We start from the raw sequence: 18,500 nt of genomic DNA on the forward strand, positions 1-18,500 counted from the left end.
CTCCCGCGGCATGGTCTCCAGCACCGGGTTCCAGTAGATTTGGTCGGACAGCATGGAGAGAAAACCTCCTTGAATGGGTTTGTAGAAGGCCCCACCCCGCCGTGCCCACGCGGTGCCGACCGGGCCCCTACTTCATGAGCGCTGGCAGGATGAGGGCCAGCTTGGGATAGGCAATCAGCACGGCAATGCAGGCCACAATGGCCACCATAAAGGGATAGGTGCCCCGGAAGATCTCGCCCAGCGGGACGTCCCGGGCAATCCCTTTGATCACGTACACGTTAACCCCCACCGGCGGGGTGAGCACTCCCATCTGCGAGACCAGCACGGTAACGACCCCGAACCAGATGGGGTCGTAGCCCAGCCGGAGCACCACCGGAAAGAGCACCGGGGTGAGCAGGGTGATGAGGGGTATGGCGTCCACGAACATGCCGCCGATGAAGTAGATTATAATGATGATCGCCATGATCGCCGGGGGAGAAAGCGGCAGGCTCTCCACCCAGTCGGCCAGGACGAAGGGGAGGGTGGTGATGGTCAGGAAATGGCCGAAGACCGTGGCCCCGGCCACCACGGTGAGGATCATGGTGGCGGTGAGCAGGCCGTCCTTCGTGCCCTCGAAGAGATTGCCCAGCCTGACGTTTCGCCGGCAAACCCCGATTACCAGGGCGGCCACCGCGCCGATTGCTCCCGCCTGGGTGGGGCTGAACCAGCCCAGGAACATCCCGCCGATCACCAGCAGGAAAAGGCCCAGGGCCTCCACCGCGCCCCCGGAGGCACGGACCCGCTCGCCCCAGCGGGAAGGCGGGCTGGGCGGCCCGGCGCTGGGATCAATAAGGCAGGTAAGGTAGCAGGTCACGGCGAAGAATCCGGTCAGCACCAGGCCGGGCAGCACGCCGGCCACGAAGAGCTTGCCTATGGACTGCTCGGTGAGGAGGCCGTAGATGATGAAGACGGTGCTGGGGGGAATGAGTATGCCCAGGGTTCCCCCGGAGGCCACGCAGCCGGTGGCGAAGCGCTTATTGTAGCGGTACTTGGCCATCTCCGGCAGGGCAATCCGGCCCAGGGTGGCGGAGCTGGCGGTGGTGGAGCCGCAGATGGCGGCAAAGCTGGCGCTGGCCACGATGGTGGCCAGGGCAAGACCACCGCGGATGTGGCCCACCAGCACGTGCGCCGAACGGTAAAGACGCTCCCCGATGCCGGAGATGAAGGCGTAGGCTCCCATGAGGGTGAACATGGTGATGGCGCTAAGCGAGTAGGAGGAGAACTGCTCGAAGAAATCCCGGGCGGCGAGCGCCACCGCCTTGTCCCAGGACGCGATGTAGGCGAAGCCCAGGAGCCCGGCGATACCCATGGCCAGGGCCACGGGCACCTGCAACAGGAAAAGCACCAGCATCAGGACGATGCCGAGTAGGCCGACTTCAATTGGGGTCACGGCCTTCACCTCCCTGCCGGGTCAGCCGACTCATGAAGTACAGGGACACCGAGGCAAAACACGCCGCCAGAATGTAGGCAAAGGGGTAATAGGGAATGTGCGCGGAGGGGGTGATTTCGCCCGAACGGGCCAGGGCCACTCCGTAAAGGTAACTCTGCCAGATCAGGATGACGCAGAAGATCAGGCTCAGGATCGCGGCCAGGGCTTTCACCGCCTCCCCGGCCTTCCGGGGCAGCCAGGTTTCCAGGAATTCCACCGTCACCTGGCGTCCGGCCACAAAGCTGGCGGTCAGGGCGCAGCCCACGGCCACCAGCTGCCCGAAACCTACCAGTTCGGTAGACGCCTTCAGCGGGCTCAGGAAGAGCTTGGCGCCGATGACGTCCACCATGGTTACCGCCAGGATAAAGAGGAGGGTGAAAACCGCCACCCACTCAAACCAGGACCCGATGTTTTCGGCCCACCGCCTCAGCGGCATGGGTTGCCAGGCCTCCTTTCCGCCTTGCCTGAACCGGCGCAGGGGCGGGCCGGGACCAAGCCGTCCCGGCCCGCCCCTGTGACCGATGGCCTAAGTTGAAACTACTTCGAGACGCGCACCTCGTCCGGTCCGGTGTCGGACTTCACACCCAGCTCGATCTGCTTCTGGGTCCAGTAGTCGATGCGCTGGCGCGCGAAGTCGATCCAGCCGCGCACCTCGGACTCCTGGTGACCGGCGGCCACCATGGACTGCACGTATTCGTCGACCACTTTCTCGGCCGCCTGCTTCCAGCGATCCACCTCTTCCGGCGGCAGCTCGATGATTTCTATCCCGGACTGCTTGACGTACTCGATGCCCTTGATGCCCAGCTCGTTCCACATGTTGGTCATCTTCTCGTGGAATTCCTCATCCACGTACTTGGTGATGGCCTCCTGGATGTCCGCCGGCAGCTTGTCCCAGGTATCCTTGTTCATGGTCACGTAGAAGGTGTACACCTGTCCCATCGGCCAGGCCTCGGTGAAGTACTTGGTAACCTCGCCGAGCTTGAAGACGATCATGGTCTCGTAGTTGACCATGCACCCTTCGATCACTTTCTTGCTCAGGTTGTCGTAGGCCTCGGCCATGGCCACCGGCCTGGGCGTGGCACCCAGGGCCTCCACCAGCTTGCCGATGTAGCCGGTGCCCCGCAGGACAAGCCCCTTCATGTCCTCGAGCTTGCGCACGGGACGGGTAGCGGTAGCCACGCCGTTCACCGGGGTGCTGGTCAGCACCAGAACGTGCGTCTCGTCAAATTCCTTGGGCTGGAACTGCTTCAGGAAGTCTTGGGCCACGTGGCTGGCCACCCAGGCGTTGGGGAAGCCCAGCGGAAGGTCCAGCACCTCGGTCTGCTTGAAGCGACCGAAGGTGTAGGAGAGGTTGGCCAGGCCGATGTCGGCGATACCCTGGGCCACGCCGTCGTACATCTTGGGGGCCGTCAGGAGGGTGCCGCCGGGGTAGTATTCGATCTTGACCCGGCCGTTGGTGACGCGCTCGATGTCCTGGCAAAACTCCTGTCCGAGCTTGCCCGGTCCGCTCTCCGGGGCGTAGTAGTTGGCAAAGCGCAGGGTTATAGTTTCCTGAGAGGCGGAGGAACCCTGGGAGCCTTCCTGGGAGGGCGTCTGCCCACCACCGCCCCCACAGCCGGCGAGGGCGGTGACGATAAGACTGGCGGCGACCAACAGGGAAACCAGCCATAATCTTTTCCGTTTGGGCATAGCAACTCCTCCTTTAAAATAGTTTGACCTCCGAGCAGTTTCGTACCTACCTTACCTTCAATCATACTGTATATATCTGTAAATTTAATCCTTTATCCGGACGCGCCTTCACCCCCTTCGCTTCGGTTTCTTCCCGCTGCCCACTCTCCCCGGCCTATCGGCCTCCGACCACCAGACAAAAGCAAAAGGCCTGGCCTACCATGAAAAATGGTTGCCAAGCCTATAATCCTCGATTGACCGGGCTACGCGATTCCCCTCTGCCTCGCCCGGCCAGGTCAACACCTGCCCCGCGATTCGGCCGCCGCCCGTCCTGCACGAAACCCTTGCTGCAGTGAAGTCCTGGGTCGAAAGCTTCTGGCGCACCTTTCCACTATTTTCCGGCGGTTTAAAGGGCACCGTTTAAGCTCCTCCGCAGTAATCTGCTTGAAACTTATTGGGTTGTCTATCGGCCGGACCACTGGCACAGTTGATGCAAAACGCACCTACCCCTTTGCCACGGTGATTCTAGTGGATGCCCGTCTTTGATTCGTTATAATACGCTACATTCGTGCGGTTGGTTTTTATCCATCTGAATGTAGCCCAAACTACCTACTGCCTCAAAATAAGGAAACTAGGCCGGGGGCTCGAGCCGCAGAGAGGCGCCGTAATCGGTCAGCTGTACGGTGAAGGTGGCCCGCGCCTGCGGATTCGTGCGACTCCGCGCCTCCACAAATACCTTCTGCAACCGACGAGTGCGGCAGTCTATCCAGACCCGATAGCTGAACTCCTCAAACCAGGTGGTAAGGAAGGGGTTGGCCGGCACGGCCGTGAACTCCAGGACGTGCTGCCGTTTCTCCCGGCCGCGGTAGAGGGCCGGGCCCCGGCTTTCAAATTCCAGCGCCGATAGAGGATCGATTTCGGCCATAAGCATGTTCTGGCGCTTCAGCTCGTTTTGCGGTATGACCAGCCATTTGCCGCTCCGGGAATCCAGCAGGTAGGCGGTATCCCCGACCTGGTATACTTCCACGTGGTCTCCGGCCAGCGTACCTCGGAAATGGAAATTCCCCTCCCGGTCCCGCTCGCCGACCACCTCGCTCAGCACCCGGCGCTCCCCCTCCACCACCAATTCGGCCTGAACCTGATAGCGAAAGCTGGGAGCGGCAAAGGCATCCCGCAAAGCCCGCGCCAGCAACTCCTCCGGTTCCACCTTGTAGTACAGCAGGTAATAGCCGTAAGCCCAGCGGCCGGCGAGTACGACCACCAGACCGGCCAGCACCACCAGGAGCCACCGACGCCTCACGTCTTTCGGCCTCCCGCCCGTAGGAATCCCGCCCTAGATTCCTACTGGCCGGCCGGAGGAATAATGCCAGGATAATCCTTACAGCGCCGGGCCGGGTTCTTCTCCTTCCGGGCGGGCGCACTCCGCCGCCTCCCCCCTCAGCACTTCCAGGCCGTGGGGGAGGGCGGGCAGGATGGCCTCCAGGTTCTCGCGCACCCCCCGAGGCCCGCCGGGGAGATTTATGATCAGGGTGCGGCCCCGGATAACCGCCGTGGCCCGGGAGAGCATGGCCCGGGGAGTGGCCTTCAGCCCCGCCAGGCGCATGGCCTCGGCAATGCCCGGAACCAGGCGATCGGCCACGGCCAGGGTGGCTTCCGGGGTAACGTCGCGGGGTCCGAAGCCCGTGCCTCCGGTGGTCAGAATCAGGTCTAAGCCCTTTTCGTCCGCCCACCGGCGCATCTGCTCGGCCAGGAGTTCCTTTTCGTCGGGGAGGACCGCCCGCTCCACCACCCGGCCGCCGATCCGGCCGATTACCTCTGCCGCCACCAGGGCGCTGGTGTCCTCGCGCTCGCCGCGCGAACCCTTGTCGCTGGCGGTAAGTATACCCACGGTAAACTCCATGACGGTCAGGTTTCCTCCTCCACGATGTCGTCCCCGGCCTGGACCCATCCGCCCTTCAAGACCCGGGCAAAGATGCCTTCTTTGGGCATGATGCACTTTCCGGTCTTCTGAAAGATGGCGCAGCCGGTATGGCAGGTCTTGCCGATCTGGGTCACCTCGACCAGCACTTCAGGACCCAGCCGCAGCCGGGTGCCTATCGGCAGAGCCCAGAGATCCAACCCCTCGGTGGTAATATTCTCGGCAAAATCTCCCGGCCCTACTTCCAGGCCCAGGGCCCGCATTTTGGCAATGCTCTCTACCCCCAGAAGGCTGACCTGGCGGTGCCAATCCCCGGCGTGGGCATCTCCTTCTAACCCGTGCTCGCGCACCAGGTAGGCCCGCCCCACGTCCTGCTTGGGCACCCCGGTTTCCCTGCTGGTGCACACCGCCACCACCTTACCTCTCACTGCCATCCGGCTCGTCTCCTCCTTCCGGCCAGGGCTCTCCCGGCCGCAGATAGGTGCCGCTCCGGCCTCCGCGCTTGGCCACCAGGCGCACCGCTTCGATTACCATTTCTCGGTCTACCGCCTTGGCCATGTCGTAGACGGTAAGGGCGGCCACGGCCACCGCGGTCAGGGCTTCCATCTCCACGCCGGTGCGGGCGGCAGTGCGCACCCGGGCCTCGATCTCCACCGTGGAAGCTTCCTCGTCCAGACTAAAATCCACCGCGCAGGAGCCCAGGGGCAGGGGATGGCACAGGGGTATTAGCCGCCCCGTTTCCTTGGCGGCCATTATCCCCGCCACCCGGGCCACGGCCAGCACGTCCCCCTTGGCCAGGGCGTTCTCGCGAATGAGCCTCAGGGTTTCCGGCCGCATCCGTACCCGGCCCCGGGCCACCGCCTCCCGCACCGTTTCCGCCTTGGGAGTGACGTCCACCATACGGGCGGCGCCCTGTTGGTCTACGTGAGTAAGCGTGGCCATATCCTATCCTCCTATCTGCCACATGCCGGCTTCCTCGGCCTTTCCCGCCCGGCAGCCGAACCGGTGCTGGCGGGGCTTGGCCGCCACCGCCTGTCGGAACAACCCGGCCAGTTCCGCCTCGCCCGCCCCGGCCCGCAGGGGCCCGCGCAGGTCGATCTGAAAATCGCTTTCCAGACAGGGCCGCAACTGGCCGTCGGCGGTAAGCCGCAGCCGGTTACAGGTGGCGCAGAAGGGGCGGGTCAGGGCGGCGATGACTCCCAGCGTGCCCTTTCCGCCGGGGAGACGGTAGTATTCGGCCGGGCCGTTGCCCGCCACCCGCACCGGCTCCAGCCGGGCTACCCGGCCGAGGCGGGCCAGCACCTCGGTGGCAGGGAGAAAGGGGTAGTCGCCGTTGGCCGCCCCCAGGGGCATGAGCTCTATGAAACGCACGTGCAGCGGCCGCTCTTGGGTCAGCCGGGCGAAGCCCTCGATTTCCTCTTCGTTGAACCCCCGGAAGATAACCACGTTGATCTTCACCGGATCGAAGCCGACCGCCAGGGCGGCCTCGATGCCCGCCCACACCCGGGTTAGTTCTCCTCCCCGGGTGATGAAGGCGTACTTCTCGGGGTCAAGTGTGTCCAGGCTGATGTTGACCCGCCTGAGCCCCGCCCGCCGCAGGTCCGCCGCCTGCTCGGCCAGCAGTATGCCGTTGGTGGTGAGGGCCAGATCCTCTATGCCCGCCAGCTCGGCCGTACGGGCCACCAGGTAGGGGAAGTTGCGCCGCACCAGGGGTTCCCCGCCGGTGAAGCGGATGCGGGTGAGCCCCAGGCCCACCGCCACCTCCAGGAGGCGGACCATCTCCTCGAGCCGCAGGATTTCCTCGTGCGACTTGCGCTCCACTCCTTCCTCCGGCATGCAGTAGCGACAGCGGAGGTTACAGCGGTCGGTAACCGAAACCCGCAGGTAGTTGATGTTGCGTCCCCACCGGTCGCGCATGTTTAGCCCTCCTCCGGCCGCACCACCCTGACCTCCCCACAGGAGGCCAGACTGTACCCGCCCAGGGCCGTCACCGCCGCCCGGAATTCCGGGTCGGCCAGCACGGCCAACAGGTGCTGCATCCTTTCCTCTTCCCAGAGTTCGGCCGGCACCGCCAGGTCGAACTCCTCGTCGCCCAGGGGAATAAAGTCCAGACCGAAGGCCTGGGCCGCGGCCAGGATGCCCGGGCCCACGTCGGCCGTCCCGCTGGCCACGGCCACGCCCACCGCCAGGTGGGTGTATACCTCCCGACCGTAGCCCTCGATGCTCCCGGGGTCAATGCCCTCCCGTCCCAGGAGCCAGTCCAGGAAGATGCGGGTGCCGGCACCCGGCTGCCGGTTGACGAAACGGATCCCCGGCCGGGCCAGGTCGGCCACCCCGGTGATCCCCAGGGGGTTATCCCGGGCCACCATCAGACCCTGCTGCCGCCGCACCAGGTGCACCAGAACTACGGACCGGCCGGGAAGGTAGCGCCGGACGTAGGGGAGGTTGTAGGTGCCGGTCTCGGGGTCCAGAAGGTGTATACCGGCGCAGTGGGCCTCCCCCCGCGCCAGGCTGAGCAGCCCGCCGATGCTTCCCAGGTTGCCCACCGCCAGGCCCTCCCCGGGGAAGAGCCGGCGCCAGAAGCTGTCCACCAGGTCCAGGGCCAGGTCGTGGCTGCCCAGGCAGAGCACCGTCTTCTCCATGGCCTTTGGCTCCCGCAAGAGCTCCACTTCTACCTCGGCGCCGGCGGGATAGCCCTCGCTCAACCTGGGCACCCGGAGGATGGCGTCGGCCTGGGCCAGGGTGCGGGTAAGGCCGGCTCCCCGCTCCAGCGGCACCGCCACCCAGGAGTCCTTGGCCCGACCCAGGCGCAGGCGCACGAACTCCTCCACGCCCAAGGGAGAGTACAGCTTGCGGGCCAGGCGGGCCGACACCCGCGGCCGGGAGGGAAGGTCCTGGCGAAGCCAGGCGCACAGAATCGGACGCAGGAATAATTCCATGGCCAGGGCCGCCGAAACCGGGTAACCGGGTATGCCCAGCACGGGCTTTTTGCCCACCAGGCCCAGGATCACCGGCTTGCCGGGGCGGATGGCCACCCCGTGCACCAGAACCCGTCCCAGTTCGGCTATGATCGCGGCGGTGAAGTCCTCCCTTCCGGCAGAGGAGCCGGCGTTGACTATCACCGCATCTGCCTCCTCAAGGGCCGCCTCCACCGCCTGTTTGATTTGCGAGTAGTCGTCGGGCACGATGGGCCAGCGCCGGGCCTGTCCACCCCATTCCCGCACCAGGGCGGAAAGCACGAAGCTGTTGAACTCCGGCAGTTCTCCCGGTCCCAGGGGATGGCCTGCGGGTACGAGCTCGGTGCCGGTGGGAATCACCGCCACCCGGGGCCGCCGCAAGACCCGCACCCGGGTGACGCCCCCGGCCAGGAGCAGGGCCAAATCGTAGGGTGTGATCCGCCGGCAGGCGGGCAACAGCACCTCCCCCGCGGTGACGTCCTCGCCCACCATGCGCACGTGCTGCCAGGGAGCGGCGGCGGCGGTGATCTCCACCTCGCCCGGGCCGGGGTAATGCAGGTCCTCGGCCATGATCACCGCGTCGGTTCCCGGAGGCAGGGGATCGCCGGTATCCACTTCCACGGCCTCCTCGCCCAGGCGGAGCCGACGGGGGTCGGTTTCCCGGGCGCCGTAGGTGGTGGCCGCCTTAACCGCCACCCCGTCCATGCCGGCAGCGGGATAGGGCGGAGCCGAGATGAGCGCACGCACCGGCTCGGCGGTAACCCTCCCTACCGCCTCCTCGGCCGCCACCTCCTCCGCCTCGGGCGGTACCAGCCCTCCGGCGGCCTCCAGGGCGGCCATGTACTCTTGCAGGGCTTCTTCCCACGGTTTGTTCTCCAGATAAACCCTCCGGCCCATAGCGCCGTCCCCTTTCAGAAAAGCATTACCTCCACCGGATCCCCCCAGGCCTTACCTTCCTCTTCCAGGGGTATCCTGGCCAGCCCCTGGGCCTGGGTAAGCAAGGCTATCAGACCCGATTTTCCCAGCAGGGGCTCCGCCCAGGTCTCTCCCTCGCGGCCTGCCAGCCGCACCGGTACGTAGTCCTCCCGGCCGGTGCGCGAGGCCAGGCTGCGGTCCAGCCGGGCGCTGATCACCGGCCGGTCCGGGTCCGGGTAGCTCCCGCGGATCACCAGCGGGCTCAGCAGCACGGTATAGACAACCAGCGCCGAGGCCGGGTGTCCGGGAAGCCCTACCAGCAGGCGCCCGGGCAGGGAGGCGGCCAGGGTGGGCTTGCCCGGACCCACTGCCACACCGTGGAAGAGGATCCGGCCGCCCAGTTCCTCCAAAACGGTAAGGGTATAATCCCGCACCCCGACCGAACTGCCGCCGGAAAGCAGGACCAACTGGTTGACGGCCAGAGCTTCCTCCACGGTCTGCCGCAGCCGGGCCAGGTCGTCCTCCACCGGGCCGTAGAGGGTGGGCAGGCCGCCGTCGGCGCTTACCAGGCCGAACAGGGAATACGAATTGCTGTCGTAGATGCAGCCCGGCGGGAGCGGGGCACCCGGTACCACCAACTCGTCCCCGGTGGATACTATCCCCACCCGCAGGGGAAGGCGCACCCGGACCTCCCGGAAGCCGCAGGCGGCCAAGAGGGCCAGGTCGGCCGGCCGCAGGCGCCGCCCGGCGGGCAGCACCGCCTGCCCCGAACGGAGGTCCTCTCCCTGAAGGATCAGATTCTCACCCGGCGCCGCCGGCCGGAGCACGGCCACGGTACGCTCGTCCACAGGCTCGGTGTTTTCGATCATTACCGCCGCGTCCGCGCCTTCGGGCAGTTGCCCTCCGGTGGGTATCGTCACGGCCTCGCCGGACTGCACCCGGCCGGCAAAGGGATGACCGATGCGCACCTCGCCCGCCAAAGACAGGTAGGCCGGCAGGGAGGCCGAGGCGCCGAAGGTATCGGCGGCTCTCACGGCAAATCCGTCCACCGTGGAGCGGGTAAAGGGCGGCAGATCTAGGGGGCTGGCCGGCGACTCGGCCAGGACCCGTCCGGCAGCCCTTTCCAGAGATACGGTTTCTTCCCCGCAGGTCGGCCAGCCGGCGGCCAGCCGCCGCTTGGCCTCCCCCACGGTTACCGCCTGAAACAGTTCCACCCGACCCTCTCCTTATAACCGGTCGGCCTAGAAGCAGCCGAGCTGGCAGGAAACAAGCTTTATCCCCAAGGCATCGGCGGCCTGGCCCACCACCAGGGGAGAAACCTTCAGCTCCTCCGCCAGCCGATGCGCCTCGGCACAGGCCAGGCGGCCCTCCCGGGCGGTGGCTTCTATGGCCCGCCTGATTTCCGGGGCTATGTCTTCCGGGTTTAGGCGCGTCCTCTTGGCTTGCATGGTCTGCCCTCCCTCCGAATTCAGGAACACTTGCCAGTGCTGGCACCTCCGGCCTCTCTCTCCGCCGACCTACAGGCCCATTGTATTGCAAGCACCGACGCTATGTCAACCGGGACACAGCGCCGGAAACGTCTCGGTCTTCCGCCTGCCGCGACCGCGCCGGCTCCCGGGCGGGGTGAGCCGGGAGTTCGGGAGTCTTCGCCCCCGGTTCTCTCCCGGCTACCGGTCCAGCACCGCCCGATAGGCGGCCAGGTACCCCTGGACCATGGCCTCGGCGCTGAAGTTCTCCTCCACCCACCGGCGGCAGCGGCGCCGGTCCAGACGGTGCACTTCGGCCACCGCCGCTTCGGCCTCGGCCAGGGTATTCACCACGAAGCCGGTAACCCCGTGGCAGACCACTTCCGGAACCGAGCCCCGGCCGAAACCGACAACCGGCGTCCCGCAGGCCTGGGCTTCGGCCAGCACCAGGCCGAAGGGCTCGGGAACGGTAACCAGGTGCAAAAGGGCCAGGGCCCCTCCCAGTACGCGGTTGCGCTGCTCCGGCCCCACCGGGCCGATGTAGGTGATCTGCCGGTCGTCGAGCTGCGGCCGGATCTGCTGCTCAAAGTAGTCGGTTTCGTCCGGAGGCACGTAGCCGGCAATGACCAGGGGCAGCCCGGTACGGCGGGCGAGTTCGACGGCCAGGTGGGTTCCCTTCTTGGGAGAGATGCGCCCCAGGAACAGGAGGTATTCCCCCGGCTTCTCCACCGGGGTAAAGCCGGTAAGATCCAAACCGTTGTACACGTTGGCCACGTAGTTCAGTTCCGGCAGGCCCTCCCGCTCGGCAAGGCTGATGGAAACGTAGGGGTGGTGCCGGTACCGCCGGTAGATGAGACGGGTTTCCGGCTCCAGCAGGGCCGAGCCGTGCAGGGTGGTGATGATGGGAGTCCTTATCAGGGGGCTGAATACCAGCGGGTAGCAGTTGAGGTGATTGTGGAGTATGTCGAACTCAGCCGCCTGCTCCAGGCAGAACCCCAGGTGCAGAAACTCGTATATCTTGGGGTTGAGCGAGGGGTCTTCACCCAGAGGGCGGGGACATATCCAGCGCACCTCGGCGGCGAGTTGGGAATCCCCGGTGGCGAATACCGTGACCTCGATCCCCTTCTTCACCAGCCCCTCGGCCAGGGTGGCCACCACCTGCTCCCAGGGTCCGTAGTGGCGCGGCGGCGTGCGCCAGGTAATGGGGCCCATGATGCCGACCCGCAAGTCCGACACCTCCTGGGGTAGTCCGGATTTCCGCCCGGGATACCGCCACCTTTCCCGGCAGCACCGCACTCACGGAAGGTCTGAAGCCTCGCCGGAGTAAGACCGGTCTGCCTGCCTTTTCCCGATCGGAGTCAGCGGGCAGACTGAGGCGAAATACCGTTCCCTCGCCGGGACGGCTCGCCACCTCCACCTTTCCGCCGTGGGCCCGGATTATCTGGAGGCTCAGGGCCACTCCCAACCCCGTACCGTCGGGTTTGGTGGTGAAGAACGGTTCGCCCAGGCGGGACAAGGTTTTTTCGTCCATGCCGCAACCGTCATCCCGAATAATCACGCTCAACCGGCCCTCGGCCAGTTCGTAGCCGATCCAAACCCTGCCCCCCGCGGAAACCGCGGCCAGGGCGTTGAGGAGCAAGTTGAGGAAAACCTGCTTCAGCTGCTCCGGGTCCGCCGGTACCGGCGCCAGCCCCTCCCGGTAGCAGTGGTAGATGCGCACGCCCCTTCTAAAAGCTTCTCCTTCCAGAAGGGTTACTACCCCCTCCACTATTCGCCCCAAGTCGCTCGGCACCCGCCGGGTCTCCGAACGCCGGGCCAGCCGCAGGAAGTCCTCCAGGATGGCCGTTGCCCGGTCGATCTCGGCCAGAACCGGGGCCAGGTAGCGCTCTGCCTCGCGGTGGGCAGGCAGCCGCCGGGCCATGAGCTGCAGGAACCCGCGTACGGCGGCCAGGGGGTTCCGCAGTTCGTGCGCGAGACCCAGGGCCACCTGCCCCGCCGCCTGCGATGCTTCCAGGCTCCGCAGTTCTTCGGCCCGCAGGCAGATCAGGGCCAGGGTCCGGTAAAACTCGCCCCGCAGCCAGGCCCCGGAGGCCAGACCCAGCCCCACCAGTACCAGTGTGCCCCCGACATTACCCAAATGGGAAAAGGCCATCGGGCCCAGCCAGGCGGCCATTCCGCCTACCGCGCCGGTGACCAGCAGCAGCTTGCGGATGAAATGACGGGACAGCGGCTCAACCATACCTCGACCGGTCCGGTATCCGACCGATCCCTACTCCTCTCTGCCGGCGGCCCTGGCTCCGGCCGCCGGCGCAAGTACCCCCAAGGAACGTTCAGTGCCGGGCACTCCGCTTCGTTCCAGACGCACGGCACAGACCTTGAGCTCCGGAATTCTGGCCCGGGCGTCACGGGCCGGATTGGTGAGCCGGTTTACGGGCACCTCCCGGAAGTGGAAAGAGGCAAACACCAGGCCGGGAGGGACGGTCTCGTCGGCCCGCACCCGTACCCGGATCGCGCCCCGGCGCGAGCGCAATACCGCTTCCTCGCCGTCACTCAAGCCGGCGGCGGCCAGATCCCCCGGATTCACCTCTACCCGTTCCTCGGGCAGCAACTCCTCCAGGCCGCCGACCCGGCGGCTCATGGTTCCTGTATGATAATGGAATAAACGCCTGCCGGTGGTCAAGAGCAGAGGATAGTCGTCATCCGGCTCCTCGGCCGGCGGCAGGTATTCTGCGGCGTGAAACTTACCCCGGCCTCGTGCAAAGTCCCGGGCGTGCAGGTAGGGGGTACCGGGATGCCCGGGGTCGGGGCAGGGCCACTGTAGACCACCGGCGGCGAGCCGCCGGTGAGAGATGCCGCCGTAGGGAGGGGTGAGTCGGGCGATCTCCTCCATGACCGCCGCCGCGTCCGGGTAATTCAGGGGATAACCCATGGCCGAGGCCAGACGGCAGACTATCTGCCAGTCGGGCAGCGCCCGGCCCGGCGGGTCCACCGCTTTGCGCACCAGCTGGACCCTTCTTTCCGTATTGGTGAAGGTGCCGTCCTTCTCGGCGAAGCAGGCGGCGGGCAGCACCACGTCCGCCAGGGCGGCGGTTTCGGAGAGAAAGATGTCCTGCACCACCAGGAAATCCAGCCTTTCGAGAGCCCGGCGCACGTGGTCGGCGTCGGGGTCGGAAAGCGCCGGATTCTCCCCCACTATATACATGGCCCGCAGCCGGCCCGCGAGCGCGGCCTCGAACATTTCTCCCACGGTCAGACCGGGGGCCTCCGGTACCCGGCGCCCCCAGGCGGCGGAGAATTTCTCCCTCGCCGCCGGATCGGTCACCCGCTGGTACCCGGGCAGCAGGTCCGGGAGGCAGCCCATGTCGCAGGCACCCTGCACGTTGTTCTGGCCCCGGAGGGGGTTGACCCCTGTGCCCGGCCGGCCGATATGACCGGTAAGCAGGGCCAGGTTGGCCACGGCCAGCACGTTGTCGGTGCCGGTCACGTGCTGGGTTATGCCCATGGTGTAGAGGATCGTGGCCTTGCCCGCCCGCGCGTACCCCCTGGCCACCCGGCGAATGGCCTCGGCCGGAACCCCGGTGATCTTCTCCACCCTTTCCGGAGTGTAATCGAGCACGGCGGCCTCCAGCTCCTCGAATCCTTCGGTTCGTTGCTCGACGAATTCCCGGTTGTAAAGCCCTTCGCAGATGATCACGTGGGCCAGGGCGTTCAGCAGGGCCAGGTCCGTACCGGCGCGGTGCTGCAGGTGCACGGCGGCCATTTCGGCCAGCTCCGTTCGCCGCGGGTCGGCCACCACCAGGGCGGCGCCGCGGGCCAGAGCCCGGCGTATGAAAAGGCTTATTACCGGGTGCGTCTCGGTAGTATTCGTGCCCAGGGCCAGGATGAAGTCCGCCTCGGCAATATCGGAAATGGAGTTGGTCATGGCCCCGCTACCAAAGGCTGCCGCCAGACCGGCGACCGTAGCCGAGTGTCAGAGGCGGGCGCAGTGGTCGAGGTTGTTGGTCCCCAGCACCGCCCGGGCGAACTTGTTTATGAGATAGTTCTCCTCGTTAGTGCACCGGGCCGAGGCCAGCACCCCCACCGCCTCAGGGCCCGACTCTTCCAGGATGCGGCCCAGCCTTTCCGCCACCAGGGCCACGGCCTCTTCCCAGTCGGCCTCCAGGAAGCCCCCGTCTTTCTTTATAAGGGGGCGGGTCAGCCGCTCGGGATGGTGGATGAAGCCGTAGCCGAACCGCCCCTTAACGCACAGGTGGCGGCCGTTGACCTCTCCATCCGGGGCGGAGGTGACCCCCACCACCCGGCCGTCCTTGACGTTGAGCTCAATGGTGCAGCCGGTGCCGCAGTAGGGGCAAACCGTGCGCACCTTCTTCAGCTCCCAGGTTCTGCCCCTGCCCTTCATTTCCCTGGGCATGAGCGCTCCCACCGGGCAGACGGCCACGCAGCTGCCGCAGGATACGCAGCCGGATTCCTGAAGGGGCAGGTCAAAGGCGGGAATAACGCGCGTGGCAAAGCCCCGGTAGGCGTAGTCGATGACGCTTCGCCCCTGGATTTCCGCGCAGACCCGCACGCACCTGCCGCAGAGGATGCACTTGCCGGCATCTCTGAGGATAAAGGGATGGGAGTCGTCCGGAGGGTAATCCCGCTTTTCGCCCCCAAAGGAGGGCCTGCGTACTCCGTACAGGTAGGCATAGTCCTGCAGGCGGCAGTCCCCGGCTTTCTCGCAGGTAAGGCAGTCTTCGGGGTGGCCGGCCAGCAGAAGCTCCAGGATGGTACGCCGTGCCTCGATTACCGCCGGTGAGGAGGTATGGACTTCCATTCCCGGCGTCACCTGGGTAACACAGGCCGCCGGGAGGTTGCGCATCCCGGGAATCTCCACCACACAAAGCCGGCAGGCGCCCACGGCGGAGAGCTCCGGATCGTGACAGAGGGTGGGTATGAACACCCCCGCCCCGGCGGCGGCCTCCAGAACCGTGCTCCCTGCCGGGACCTCAACTTCCATTCCGTCGATGGTTAGCCTGACCGTCTCCATGCCCCATCCCGCCCCCCTACTCCTTGATGACCGCCTGGCGGCGGCACTTCTCCAGGCACGTACCGCAGCGGGTACACTTTTGAGGATCGATAGCATGAACCTGCTTGGGCTCTCCGGTGATGGCCTGCGCCGGGCAATTGCGCCGGCAGCGGCCGCAGCCGTCGCAGCGCTCCGGGTCGATCCGGAAGGTGATGAGGGCCCGGCAGGCCCGCGCCGGGCATTTCTTTTCCCGGATGTGGGCCTCGTACTCGTGCCGGAAGTAGCGCAGGGTGGAAAGTACCGGATTGGGCGCGGTCTGGCCCAAGCCGCACAGGGCGGTATTCTTCACCACCCGGGCCAGGCGCTCCAGGCGCTCCAGGTCTTCCTCTTCCCCCAGGCCCCGGGTGATGCGCTCCAGAATCTCCAGCATGCGCTTGGTTCCTTCCCGGCAGGGAGTGCACTTGCCGCAGGACTCGCTCTGGGTGAAGTTCAGGAAAAAGCGGGCCACATCCACCATGCAGGTATCCTCGTCCATCACCACCAGCCCGCCCGAGCCCATCATGGCCCCGGCCTGGGTGAGGGAGTCGTAGTCGACAGCCAGGTCAAGCTGGGAGTCGGGCAGGCAGCCTCCTGAAGGACCACCGATCTGCACCGCCTTGAAGGCCTTTCCGTTCTGGATGCCCCCGGCTATGTCGAAGACTATCTCCCGCAGGCTGATGCCCATAGGCACTTCGGCCAGGCCGGTGCGGTTCACCTTGCCGGTCACGGCGAACACCTTGGTGCCCTTGCTCCTGTCGGTACCTACGGAGGCGTAGGTCTCGGACCCGCTCTCGAAGATGAGGGGGATGTTGGCGTAGGTCTCCACATTGTTGATGTTGGTGGGCCGGCCCCACAGGCCCTTTTGGGCCGGGAAGGGAGGCCGGATGCGCGGCATGCCCCGCTCCCCTTCGATGGACTTGAGCAGGGCCGTCTCTTCCCCGCAGACAAAGGCGCCCGCGCCCTGCTTGATGTGCAGGCGGAAGCTGAACGGGCGCCCGAGTATTCCTTCACCCAGGAAGCCGAACCTTTCGGCCTCGGCCAGAGCCCGGTACAGCCTCTTTACCGCCAGGGGATACTCGGCCCGCACGTAGATGTAGCCCTCGTCGGCGCCGATGGCGTAGGCGGCAATAATCATTCCCTCGATGACCGCATGGGGGTCGCCTTCCAGCACCGACCGGTCCATAAAGGCTCCGGGATCGCCCTCGTCGGCGTTACAGACCACGTACTTCTTGTCCCCGGGGGCCAGGCGGGTGAACTCCCATTTCTGGCCGGTGGGGAAACCCGCACCGCCCCGTCCCCGCAGGCCCGAGCGCTTGACCTCTTCGATCACCTGTTCGGGAGTGAACCCGGCCAGGATTCTCTCCAGGGCGGCATACCCACCGGTGGCCAGGTAATCCTCGAGGCGGTCGGGATTGATCTTGCCGCAGCGCCGCAATACCCGCCGCCTCTGCTTGCGGTAAAAGGGCAGGTCCTCCAGTTCCGGAAGACCGGGGACAGGCTTCGAGCCCTCGCTCTCCTGGGCTATGGCCCACTCCATGACCGGCTCTCCCCGGACCACGTGCTCTTCTACCAGCCGGGCCACCATCTGCGGCCGGACGTTGCCGTAATATACCCGCGGCCCGCCCGGGAAGGTGATGTCCACCAGGACCTCCTGGTGGCACATCCCCAGGCAGCTGGTGTAGTCCAGGACGGCTTCTTGACCCCGGTCTGCCAGTTGCCGGCCGAATTCCTCCTGTACCCCGGCGGCCCCGGCGGCGATGCCGCAGGAGCCCATGCCGATGACGATGCGCGGCCGGTCAGGAAGGCGCCGATATTGTTTCTCCGGTTGCTGCCGGGCAGCCGGGCTTTCCACCGTCCGCACCTCCTACGCGTATCGGGCCAGGATCCGCGGCACCTGGTCCTTGGTGAGGCGGCCGTGCGTATCCTCGTCCACCATCATCACCGGCGCCAGCCCGCAGCACCCCAGGCAGGCAACGGGTTCAATGGTAAACCGCAGGTCGCCGGTAGTCTCTCCCCGCCGGATTCCCAACTCCTCTTCCACCGCCTCAAGAACGTTTGCCGACCCTTTGACGTGGCAGGCCGTACCCTGGCAAACCCGGATGACGTGTCGGCCTCTGGGCCGGAGATGGAACTGGGCGTAGAAGGTGGCCACCCCGAAAACTCTGCTCACGGGCTGGCGCAACTCCCGAGCTATGCGACGGATCACTTCTTGGGGCAGGTAACCGTAAATTTCCTGCGCTTCCTGCAACAGGGGAATGGTAGCCCCCGGACGGTCCCGATACTTGGCCAGCACACCCTCGAAGGCCCTTTCCCTTTCCTCTTCCGGACACGCCACCTGCTTCACCCTCCCGCGCCGCAGGCTCTGACCCCGCGGATCAGTTCTTGTTCCGTAGCTACAAAGTGTACCGGTACGTCCGTAGGCTCGACGGCCAGCGACAGCGAGTCGGCTATCTGAAAGCCGTAGGCCAGGCCCACGCTGACCGCCTCCGACCGCAGGAGAGGGAGAAAGCGGTCGTAGTAGCCACCCCCGTAGCCCAGCCGGTAACCACGCCGGTCGAAGGCCACCCCGGGCACCAGGGCCAGGTCTATCTCCTCCGGCGCCACCACCCGCCCTTCCGGGCCGGGCTCCAGAATACCCCAGGTGCCGGGACTGAGATCCTCCCAGCCCCTGATCTCCACCGCCACCAGCCGCCTCCCCTGCCTGTCCACCCGGGGCACGGCCACGCGCTTGCCCTCCTCCCAGGCAACCGCCATCAGGCCGGCCGGATCCACCTCCTGGCGAAAGGCCACGTAGGTAAACAGGAGGCCCGCCCCCCGAAAATAGGGCAGGTCCCGCACCCGGGCACAAATTGCCTCGCTCAGGACCCTGACCTCCTCGGGGTTGAGCGACCGCCGCCGGGCGAGAAAGCGGCGGCGGAGTCCCTCTTTATCAAGAGCCACAGGGCTTTGCTTAACCTCCGCAGTTTGCTTTGGCGGAAGTGCCGCAATAATCATTTGACGTTGACCCCAAAAATCCTCCCCGGCCCCCACTCCGCTCTCCTTGCGACGGCGCTTATTCACA

The 18,500-nt window shown here is 66.2% G+C and carries 17 protein-coding genes; all 17 read right to left on the minus strand.

What is annotated here, in order from left to right; all coding sequences use genetic code 11:
* Nucleotides 1–127: 127 nt before the first annotated feature.
* Nucleotides 128–1,429, minus strand: coding sequence for a TRAP transporter large permease (locus NUV99_10260; protein MCR4420480.1), 1,302 nt, complete (start codon nucleotides 1,427–1,429; stop codon nucleotides 128–130).
* On the minus strand, nucleotides 1,416–1,904 hold the full coding sequence (locus tag NUV99_10265; protein MCR4420481.1) for a TRAP transporter small permease: 489 nt from the start codon (nucleotides 1,902–1,904) through the stop codon (nucleotides 1,416–1,418). Before NUV99_10265 ends, NUV99_10260 begins: the two co-directional genes overlap by 14 nt.
* Nucleotides 1,905–2,005: 101 nt before the next feature.
* Complete coding sequence (locus NUV99_10270; GenBank protein ID MCR4420482.1) at nucleotides 2,006–3,157, minus strand: TRAP transporter substrate-binding protein; 1,152 nt, start codon at nucleotides 3,155–3,157, stop codon at nucleotides 2,006–2,008.
* Between the two features lie 610 nt (nucleotides 3,158–3,767).
* Nucleotides 3,768–4,436, minus strand: a complete 669-nt coding sequence (locus tag NUV99_10275; protein MCR4420483.1) for a hypothetical protein — start codon at nucleotides 4,434–4,436, stop codon at nucleotides 3,768–3,770.
* Nucleotides 4,437–4,514: 78 nt separating this feature from the next.
* Complete coding sequence (locus NUV99_10280; protein ID MCR4420484.1) at nucleotides 4,515–5,036, minus strand: MogA/MoaB family molybdenum cofactor biosynthesis protein; 522 nt, start codon at nucleotides 5,034–5,036, stop codon at nucleotides 4,515–4,517.
* A 5-nt stretch (nucleotides 5,037–5,041) separates the two neighbouring features.
* On the minus strand, nucleotides 5,042–5,488 hold the full coding sequence (locus NUV99_10285; protein ID MCR4420485.1) for an MOSC domain-containing protein: 447 nt from the start codon (nucleotides 5,486–5,488) through the stop codon (nucleotides 5,042–5,044).
* On the minus strand, nucleotides 5,472–5,996 hold the full coding sequence (moaC, locus tag NUV99_10290; protein MCR4420486.1) for a cyclic pyranopterin monophosphate synthase MoaC: 525 nt from the start codon (nucleotides 5,994–5,996) through the stop codon (nucleotides 5,472–5,474). The genes NUV99_10285 and moaC overlap by 17 nt, the downstream gene beginning before the upstream one ends.
* 3 nt (nucleotides 5,997–5,999) lie before the next feature.
* Nucleotides 6,000–6,971, minus strand: coding sequence for a GTP 3',8-cyclase MoaA (gene moaA / locus NUV99_10295; GenBank protein ID MCR4420487.1), 972 nt, complete (start codon nucleotides 6,969–6,971; stop codon nucleotides 6,000–6,002).
* A 2-nt stretch (nucleotides 6,972–6,973) separates the two neighbouring features.
* Entirely contained in the window at nucleotides 6,974–8,908 is a 1,935-nt protein-coding gene (locus NUV99_10300; protein MCR4420488.1) for a molybdopterin biosynthesis protein, read from the minus strand.
* Nucleotides 8,909–8,922: 14 nt separating this feature from the next.
* The gene (locus NUV99_10305) at nucleotides 8,923–10,140 is read right to left on the minus strand and encodes a molybdopterin molybdotransferase MoeA (GenBank protein ID MCR4420489.1); all 1,218 of its coding nucleotides are present in this window, start codon (nucleotides 10,138–10,140) and stop codon (nucleotides 8,923–8,925) included.
* A 27-nt stretch (nucleotides 10,141–10,167) separates the two neighbouring features.
* A complete protein-coding gene (locus NUV99_10310; protein MCR4420490.1) occupies nucleotides 10,168–10,374 on the minus strand; it encodes a hypothetical protein in 207 nt (68 codons plus the stop codon).
* 219 nt (nucleotides 10,375–10,593) lie between these two features.
* Nucleotides 10,594–11,547: a glycosyltransferase family 4 protein gene (locus NUV99_10315; GenBank protein MCR4420491.1), complete on the minus strand. Its 954-nt coding sequence runs from the start codon at nucleotides 11,545–11,547 to the stop codon at nucleotides 10,594–10,596.
* Nucleotides 11,432–12,631 carry an ATP-binding protein gene (locus NUV99_10320; GenBank protein ID MCR4420492.1) on the minus strand — a complete coding sequence of 400 codons (1,200 nt, stop codon included), beginning with the start codon at nucleotides 12,629–12,631 and terminating at the stop codon, nucleotides 11,432–11,434. The genes NUV99_10315 and NUV99_10320 overlap by 116 nt, the downstream gene beginning before the upstream one ends.
* A gap of 30 nt (nucleotides 12,632–12,661) precedes the next feature.
* Nucleotides 12,662–15,421, minus strand: coding sequence for a formate dehydrogenase subunit alpha (fdhF, locus tag NUV99_10325; GenBank protein ID MCR4420493.1), 2,760 nt, complete (start codon nucleotides 15,419–15,421; stop codon nucleotides 12,662–12,664).
* Between the two features lie 16 nt (nucleotides 15,422–15,437).
* The gene (nuoF, locus tag NUV99_10330; protein MCR4420494.1) at nucleotides 15,438–17,213 is read right to left on the minus strand and encodes an NADH-quinone oxidoreductase subunit NuoF; all 1,776 of its coding nucleotides are present in this window, start codon (nucleotides 17,211–17,213) and stop codon (nucleotides 15,438–15,440) included.
* Between the two features lie 90 nt (nucleotides 17,214–17,303).
* On the minus strand, nucleotides 17,304–17,774 hold the full coding sequence (nuoE, locus tag NUV99_10335) for an NADH-quinone oxidoreductase subunit NuoE (protein ID MCR4420495.1): 471 nt from the start codon (nucleotides 17,772–17,774) through the stop codon (nucleotides 17,304–17,306).
* 5 nt (nucleotides 17,775–17,779) lie between these two features.
* Entirely contained in the window at nucleotides 17,780–18,379 is a 600-nt protein-coding gene (locus NUV99_10340; GenBank protein MCR4420496.1) for a 5-formyltetrahydrofolate cyclo-ligase, read from the minus strand.
* Nucleotides 18,380–18,500: the final 121 nt, after the last annotated feature.

The organism is Clostridia bacterium (assembly GCA_024653205.1).
Taxonomy (GTDB): domain Bacteria; phylum Bacillota; class DSM-521; order Neomoorellales; family SLTJ01; genus JANLFO01.

What these genes read in the sequence shown, in the direction of transcription:
- nuoF (MCR4420494.1), bottom strand. Translation starts at nt 17,213, where the DNA reads ATGGGCTCCTGCGGCATCGCCGCCGGGGCCGCCGGGGTACAGGAGGAA.
- NUV99_10265 (MCR4420481.1), bottom strand. Translation starts at nt 1,904, where the DNA reads ATGCCGCTGAGGCGGTGGGCCGAAAACATCGGGTCCTGGTTTGAGTGG.
- NUV99_10320 (MCR4420492.1), bottom strand. Translation starts at nt 12,631, where the DNA reads ATGGTTGAGCCGCTGTCCCGTCATTTCATCCGCAAGCTGCTGCTGGTC.
- NUV99_10285 (MCR4420485.1), bottom strand. Translation starts at nt 5,488, where the DNA reads ATGGCAGTGAGAGGTAAGGTGGTGGCGGTGTGCACCAGCAGGGAAACC.
- NUV99_10280 (MCR4420484.1), bottom strand. Translation starts at nt 5,036, where the DNA reads ATGGAGTTTACCGTGGGTATACTTACCGCCAGCGACAAGGGTTCGCGC.
- NUV99_10270 (MCR4420482.1), bottom strand. Translation starts at nt 3,157, where the DNA reads ATGCCCAAACGGAAAAGATTATGGCTGGTTTCCCTGTTGGTCGCCGCC.
- moaC (MCR4420486.1), bottom strand. Translation starts at nt 5,996, where the DNA reads ATGGCCACGCTTACTCACGTAGACCAACAGGGCGCCGCCCGTATGGTG.
- moaA (MCR4420487.1), bottom strand. Translation starts at nt 6,971, where the DNA reads ATGCGCGACCGGTGGGGACGCAACATCAACTACCTGCGGGTTTCGGTT.
- NUV99_10300 (MCR4420488.1), bottom strand. Translation starts at nt 8,908, where the DNA reads ATGGGCCGGAGGGTTTATCTGGAGAACAAACCGTGGGAAGAAGCCCTG.
- NUV99_10310 (MCR4420490.1), bottom strand. Translation starts at nt 10,374, where the DNA reads ATGCAAGCCAAGAGGACGCGCCTAAACCCGGAAGACATAGCCCCGGAA.